We start from the raw sequence: 6,178 nt of genomic DNA, 5'->3' as shown, positions 1-6,178 counted from the left end.
ATTACTCGACGATAGAAGCGACGATGCCGGCGCCGACGGTACGGCCGCCTTCGCGGATAGCGAAGCGCAGCTTTTCTTCCATCGCGATCGGAACGATCAGCTCGACTTCAACAGTGACGTTGTCGCCAGGCATAACCATTTCCGTGCCTTCTGGAAGCGAAACGATACCGGTAACGTCAGTCGTACGGAAGTAGAACTGCGGACGGTAGTTCGTGAAGAACGGCGTATGACGGCCGCCTTCTTCCTTCGTCAGGATGTAGGCTTCTGCCATGAACTTCTTGTGCGGCTTGACCGAACCCGGCTTGCACAGGATCTGACCACGCTCAACGCCGTCACGGGTAACGCCGCGAACGAGAGCACCGATGTTGTCGCCAGCCTGGCCCTGGTCGAGCAGCTTGCGGAACATTTCAACGCCGGTAACCGTCGTCTTCGACGTCGGACGAATGCCGACGATTTCGACTTCTTCACCAACCTTGACGATACCGCGCTCAACGCGACCCGTCACAACCGTACCACGGCCCGAGATCGAGAACACGTCTTCGATCGGCATCAGGAACGGCTGGTCGATCGGACGCTCAGGCGTCGGGATGTAGGCGTCAACAGCAGCCATCAGCTCGCGGATTGCGTCTTCACCGATCTTCTTGTCCGAATCTTCAAGAGCAGCAAGTGCCGAACCCTTGACGATCGGGATATCGTCGCCCGGAAAGTCGTAGGACGACAGAAGTTCGCGAACTTCCAGTTCGACGAGCTCGAGAAGCTCGGCGTCGTCAACCTGGTCAACCTTGTTGAGGAACACGACGATCGCCGGAACGCCAACCTGGCGAGCAAGCAGGATGTGCTCGCGCGTCTGCGGCATCGGGCCGTCAGCTGCAGAGCAAACCAGGATCGCGCCGTCCATCTGGGCAGCACCGGTGATCATGTTCTTCACGTAGTCGGCGTGGCCGGGGCAGTCGACGTGTGCGTAGTGACGGTTCGGCGTTTCGTATTCGACGTGCGCCGTCGAGATCGTGATGCCGCGAGCCTTTTCTTCAGGAGCAGCGTCGATCTGGTCGTACGCCTTGAACTCGCCGAAATACTTCGTGATCGCAGCAGTCAACGACGTCTTGCCGTGGTCGACGTGACCGATCGTGCCAATGTTGACGTGCGGCTTATTGCGCTCAAACTTGCTCTTTGCCATTGTGATCGCAGCAGTCAACGACGTCTTGCCGTGGTCGACGTGACCGATCGTGCCAATGTTGACGTGCGGCTTATTGCGCTCAAACTTGCTCTTTGCCATGTGAATTGCTTCCTGTGAACGTGAAGTAGTTTTCCCGGCGAACCGGTTTGGTGTCGCCGTTTAAGGCTTTGTAAGCGAATGCGCAAGACTTAATTGTCAAAGCACGGTCGCGCACGCCTAAGGCGCGCCTCAAGGTGCATATATGGTGCGTTCCGCGCGATATTCAAAGCTGGCTCAGCCTTCCCACGCGACGGCCAGACGGGACGCACGGACGGGACCCTGCCTGCACCCCTCTTCGCACAATCGGATCGTTAAATAAGCTTTTTCTTTATCACAACTTCTTTACCTGGACCCTCATCATGGCTTAAGGAAATTTCATCTCCGGGGGGAGACGGGCGAGCGGGACGATGCGCCCAGGCGCAAAACCTCTATGCCACATATTGATCAGCCGCGCTCTCCGGCGCGAAATTACATCCGTTTCAGGACCGCTCAATGGAAATCTTCACAGCCGCCGGCTTCACGGCATTCATGCAAGTCATTGCGATCGATCTCGTTCTCGCAGGCGACAATGCCATCGTCATCGGCCTTGCCGCCGCCGGTCTTCCCGCCCATCTTCGCCGCAAGGCGATCCTGGTCGGCATCATCGCCGCCACCGTATTGCGCATCGGCTTTGCCGCCGTCACCGTGCAGCTTCTCTCCATTGTCGGGCTGCAACTATTCGGCGGGCTTCTGCTTGCCTGGGTGTGCTGGAAGATGTGGTCCGAACTGCGCGAAGCCGCAGGCTCCATCGAAGACGAGGTGACGGACGAAGAGGCTGACCTGACCAAAGGTCACAAGACCTTCTTTCAGGCCGCAACCCAGATCGTCATCGCCGATGTGTCCATGTCGCTGGACAACGTGCTTGCCGTCGCCGGTGCCGCGCAGGACCATGTCACGGTGCTGATCATCGGTCTCGTCGTCTCGATCGCCCTCATGGGACTGGCCGCCAATTTCGTCGCCAAGTTGCTGCACCGCTACCGCTGGATTTCGTATCTTGGCCTGATGGTCATCATCTATGTGGCGCTCAACATGCTGTATCACGGCGTGATCGAAGTCCTGCCCTACATCAAGCCTTATTTCGGCTGAGACTGGCAGTCACATATTCGTCCCGAAAGGCCTGGAAACGAGAGTTTCCGGGCCTTTTCTTTTCATACCCACACAAATGCACCCTTGCCTGCACAGCATTGCAAGCGCACGCGCAGGTGAAATCGGCGCACAGGGGAATCGGTCTCCGCATCCGCTGCAACATTCGGATAAGACAGGGAAATCGTGATTTTTTGCCTATGGATTTTGGCAATTGAGGTCAGCCACGGGCAAGCCTAGTGAGCTAGTTAATAAGTCATAAAAATAAAAAGAAAGGTAAAGCTGCCGATGGCTTATGACTGGACCGGCGGTCGCACCCGCCGCCTTCGCAGGATGAAGCTGGGCGCTGTTGCAAGCTCACTAATCCTGCTGGCGCTCTTAACAGCGCTCGTTCTAGGCTGAACGCGCTGCGCGCAATTCAACGCTGACCGGCGGCATGGCAAGGTTTCCCAAAACCGCCCTGCCGCCGCTCCTTCGGGGGCAACGTCCATTCTTTGTTGGCAAGATTTGCCGAATATCAGCCGCGAAGGCATGTCGTGGTTATGCCGCCAAACATATGCATTCAAGCGGGTTCATTTCGGCTCTGAAGCTGCGGCAAGACCTATCGAAACAGCCAATAAATGACGCCAAGCACCAACATCCACATCAGTAGTGATATGGCGAGTACGGCGAGGTAGTTTCGAAATCGTCTGGTCATCCGCCCACATTGCCGGCCAGCCGCCACGGGACAGCCGTAACCGTTTGATTGCTGGATGCGGATCAAGCCGCAAGATCAACTCTTTCTATCAAGATGCTGAATCGCAAACCATTCGCAGATTTTACCCGCCCGAAACCGGGGTTGCCTGACCATGTGAATATCAAGCCGCCGGTAAGCGTGAAAACGCTGGGCCACGCTCGCCGCAGGATTTGCAGGGCACAGGAAAAACCGCACGTCGTTCTGGACGTGGCTCAGACACGCTCCGGTCAACCGAATCGACAAATTAAGTCCTTCGGTATGAAGTCTGATGGCGCGTCATTGCTGGGGCAACGGCGATCAGCCGCCGCCCCAAAAAGCGCGTCAGCTCTTCAAAGCCGTATTGCACAGGCTCCAGTAACCGCCACCCTTCTGAATCCACTTGAGATCGCCGAGCGTGCCGTCATCCTTGTTCTTACGATAAGAATCGACGCAGGTCTTCAGGCGGGCCTTGCCAGGAGTCTCGCTTGAATATTTCTTATCGACAGCACTCGGAAATACGACGCTCTTCGGAGCCTTTATCGTCGCCTTTTCGGGTTCTTTGTCGGTGGTAGCCGCAACTTGCTTGTCGTCGGCAGCGCTTTCGGCAGCAGCATCGCTACCGCAGAACTTGGCGCGATAGTCGTTCCACTTGACGTCCTTCGCCGACCCGTCGGCTTTCGCCGCCTGGTATTTCACGCTGCACTCTTTCATGGTGAGCGCCGCTGCGGGGGAGACAAACGCCGCCGATGCGAGCAGCGCTAAGGATGAGAGAATTACAACCCTGTTGATCATCGAAGACTCCCGTGTGCATGATTGCCGGCAGACTATCCGACCGGACTTTCCGCTTGTCAACGAGCAGTGCAACAAGCACTGAAAGTCGAATTGGCGGGGAGCAAAATGTGCTCATCGGGCGTGGCGTTTTCGCGGTGAGGACGGCATCACACAGTGACCATCGATATCCACAATCAGCCCGCCGCCGGGGGCATCGCCGCCTTGCCACGCGAACGACGGCAAGCACCGCACAACGAATCACGTATTCGTGTGACGTCAACCCTGCGTCGGAACGAAATTCCTTAATTTTCGTTAGCATCTCGAACGAATAACGAGGATTTATCGATGTTGAGGATGCCGAAGACTATCTCCGCGCTCGCTCTTGGCGTCGCAATATCTACCGCTTTTACCGTGCCCGCCAGTGCGCTGAGCCTCATACAGCCGGCCTACGAACAGCAGGAGCAGGCGCAGAATTCCGACGGTCGCGGCTATCCCGCATCCGCCTTTGCCGCGGGCAAGGGTGAAGAGGCGTCATCCAATGGTTACGCCCTCTCACAATCGGAAATAAACCACGTAAAATGGTGTGCAGCGCGTTACGCATCATACCATCCAACCGACAACAGCTATATGGCAGCCGCCGGCATACGGACGCAATGTCGTTCACCGGATTGATTCAGCCGTGCCCCAGCGCACCGCGTCCCAGCCAATAAGATAAAATTTACTTTAAATTCTATTGACCTGAACCTTTATCCGGGTTGGCCGTTTGAAGCGCGTGCCAGCGAGGAAACGCGATGATGTGGAATCTTGAAAAACTTGAGCAAGAGCGACTTGATCTGATCGAGGTCATTACTGCCCTGCGCCACACTGAACGCCTGTCGACAGCGGATCGCACCTCGATCTTTGAGAAAATTACGGCGCATATGGTGAGGTTAAGCGAGCTCGACGCAGAGAAAATGCGGATTCAGTCGGCCTTGGAGGCGAGCTGAAAACAGCCAGCGCTGATTGGAGGCTGCACATCGGCGCGGGGCAAAGATTATCGATCTTATTAAGAAGTTTTGGAGCGGGTAGCGGGAATCGAACCCGCGTATTCAGCTTGGAAGGCTGCTGCTCTACCATTGAGCTATACCCGCGGTGGTGATTTTGATCCTGCGCAGAATGGTGGAGGGAGTTGGATTTGAACCAACGTAGGCGTAGCCAACGGATTTACAGTCCGTCCCCTTTAACCACTCGGGCATCCCTCCAGCTATCTGCTAGGATCGAGCAACCAAGCTCTTCAGATTTCTCTCCGGCGAAGCGCCGTTGCGTCGTCTGTGGCGCGTATATGACGGCCTCGTTCGCTTCTGTCAACACGCCGTTTCACGAATTTTCGGGAAAAAATTCAAACCTCTTTGCAGGCCTGTGGATTATCGCGGGGGCTGGTGTGCGTCGCGTCCCGGAGATATAAGGCGCCATGAGCAAAGACGATCCAAACGACAAATCCACCCGCGACACGCACTACGCCACCCTGCGCCGTGCCGTGCGCGATGCCAAACGCGAGAGGGGCGAAATTCCGACCCCGCAGCAGCCGAAGCGCCGGAATCGTGGCGCGGAAGACTGGAAGCCGCCGCAGCTTGCGCCGGATCAGGTCCATCTTTACGGCCTGCATACCGTGCGTGCGGCGCTTTCCAATCCCGAACGGCAACTCATCAAGCTGTCGGTTACCCTGAATGCCTTTGCGCGTCTGGATATCGGCGAAGCGGATGCGCAGCCCTTCCCGGTAGAGATTGTCTCGCCGCAGGATATCGACAAGGTGCTCGGCCCCGAGGCGATCCATCAAGGCGTGATGCTGGAAACCAGGCCGCTTCCGGTCAAGAAACTCGACGCGCTGAAGAAAAGCCCGTTGATCCTCGTGCTCGATCAGGTTACCGACCCGCACAATGTCGGCGCCATCATGCGCTCGGCGGTCGCCTTCAACGCCGGCGCCGTCATCACCACCATTCGCCATAGCCCGACGGAGTCAGGCGTGCTTGCGAAGTCTGCGTCCGGCGCACTGGAACTCATTCCCTATATCCAGATCACCAACCTTGCCGATACATTGGGCGAGCTGCACAAGCTTGGCTTCTTCTCGGTCGGTCTGGATTCGGAAGGCCCCGCCCCCATCGAGCAAACCTTCACCGGCGCAAAGATCGCCCTGGTGCTGGGAGCCGAAGGCAAGGGTCTGCGCCAGAAGACCCGCGAAACCGTTTCGGCGCTCGCCCGTCTCGATATGCCGGGCGAGATCAAATCGCTCAACGTATCGAATGCGGCAGCCATCGCCCTTTATGCAACGCAGCAATTTCTGGGCAAAGCGTCGTCCTGACGCTTACCCTTCCTTG

6 protein-coding genes and 2 tRNA genes are annotated in these 6,178 nt (G+C 57.1%); 4 read left to right on the top strand and 4 right to left on the bottom strand.

Features of this window, described 5'->3' with window-relative positions:
• Position 1: 1 nt before the first annotated feature.
• Positions 2-1,276 (bottom strand): elongation factor Tu, encoded by a 1,275-nt coding sequence (gene tuf, locus ASD46_RS18485; RefSeq protein WP_156390070.1) that lies wholly within the window; start codon positions 1,274-1,276, stop codon positions 2-4.
• A gap of 432 nt (positions 1,277-1,708) precedes the next feature.
• Between tuf and ASD46_RS18480 the strand changes: the two genes are divergently transcribed.
• A complete protein-coding gene (locus ASD46_RS18480) occupies positions 1,709-2,341 on the top strand; it encodes a TerC family protein (RefSeq protein WP_003513029.1) in 633 nt (210 codons plus the stop codon).
• Between the two features lie 1,054 nt (positions 2,342-3,395).
• On the opposite strand, the gene ASD46_RS18470 is transcribed toward ASD46_RS18480, so the two are convergent.
• Positions 3,396-3,845: a hypothetical protein gene (locus ASD46_RS18470; RefSeq protein WP_003513030.1), complete on the bottom strand. Its 450-nt coding sequence runs from the start codon at positions 3,843-3,845 to the stop codon at positions 3,396-3,398.
• Positions 3,846-4,169: 324 nt separating this feature from the next.
• Here ASD46_RS18470 and ASD46_RS18465 point away from each other — a divergent pair, with 324 nt between their 5' ends.
• On the top strand, positions 4,170-4,496 hold the full coding sequence (locus ASD46_RS18465) for a BA14K family protein (RefSeq protein WP_029658786.1): 327 nt from the start codon (positions 4,170-4,172) through the stop codon (positions 4,494-4,496).
• Positions 4,497-4,615: 119 nt separating this feature from the next.
• Positions 4,616-4,810: a hypothetical protein gene (locus ASD46_RS18460; RefSeq protein WP_013636443.1), complete on the top strand. Its 195-nt coding sequence runs from the start codon at positions 4,616-4,618 to the stop codon at positions 4,808-4,810.
• A 70-nt stretch (positions 4,811-4,880) separates the two neighbouring features.
• Here ASD46_RS18460 and ASD46_RS18455 read toward each other — a convergent pair.
• Together ASD46_RS18455 and ASD46_RS18450 are read right to left on the bottom strand one after the other, a co-directional pair.
• Positions 4,881-4,954, bottom strand: a tRNA-Gly gene (locus ASD46_RS18455).
• Between the two features lie 26 nt (positions 4,955-4,980).
• Positions 4,981-5,065 (bottom strand) — tRNA-Tyr (locus ASD46_RS18450).
• Positions 5,066-5,274: 209 nt separating this feature from the next.
• On the opposite strand from ASD46_RS18450, the gene rlmB reads away from it, so the two are divergent.
• Positions 5,275-6,162, top strand: a complete 888-nt coding sequence (gene rlmB / locus ASD46_RS18445; RefSeq protein ID WP_003513033.1) for a 23S rRNA (guanosine(2251)-2'-O)-methyltransferase RlmB — start codon at positions 5,275-5,277, stop codon at positions 6,160-6,162.
• Positions 6,163-6,178 lie beyond the last annotated feature (16 nt).

The sequence above is a fragment of the Rhizobium sp. Root491 genome (genome assembly GCF_001427205.1).
In the GTDB taxonomy this organism is placed as follows: domain Bacteria; phylum Pseudomonadota; class Alphaproteobacteria; order Rhizobiales; family Rhizobiaceae; genus Agrobacterium; species Agrobacterium tumefaciens.
This window is presented reverse-complemented; position numbering and strand designations above follow the sequence as displayed.

Coding starts and splice junctions, on each gene's coding strand:
- ASD46_RS18470 (WP_003513030.1), bottom strand. CDS start 3,845: ATGATCAACAGGGTTGTAATTCTCTCATCCTTAGCGCTGCTCGCATCG.
- tuf (WP_156390070.1), bottom strand. CDS start 1,276: ATGGCAAAGAGCAAGTTTGAGCGCAATAAGCCGCACGTCAACATTGGC.
- rlmB (WP_003513033.1), top strand. CDS start 5,275: ATGAGCAAAGACGATCCAAACGACAAATCCACCCGCGACACGCACTAC.
- ASD46_RS18460 (WP_013636443.1), top strand. CDS start 4,616: ATGATGTGGAATCTTGAAAAACTTGAGCAAGAGCGACTTGATCTGATC.
- ASD46_RS18480 (WP_003513029.1), top strand. CDS start 1,709: ATGGAAATCTTCACAGCCGCCGGCTTCACGGCATTCATGCAAGTCATT.
- ASD46_RS18465 (WP_029658786.1), top strand. CDS start 4,170: ATGTTGAGGATGCCGAAGACTATCTCCGCGCTCGCTCTTGGCGTCGCA.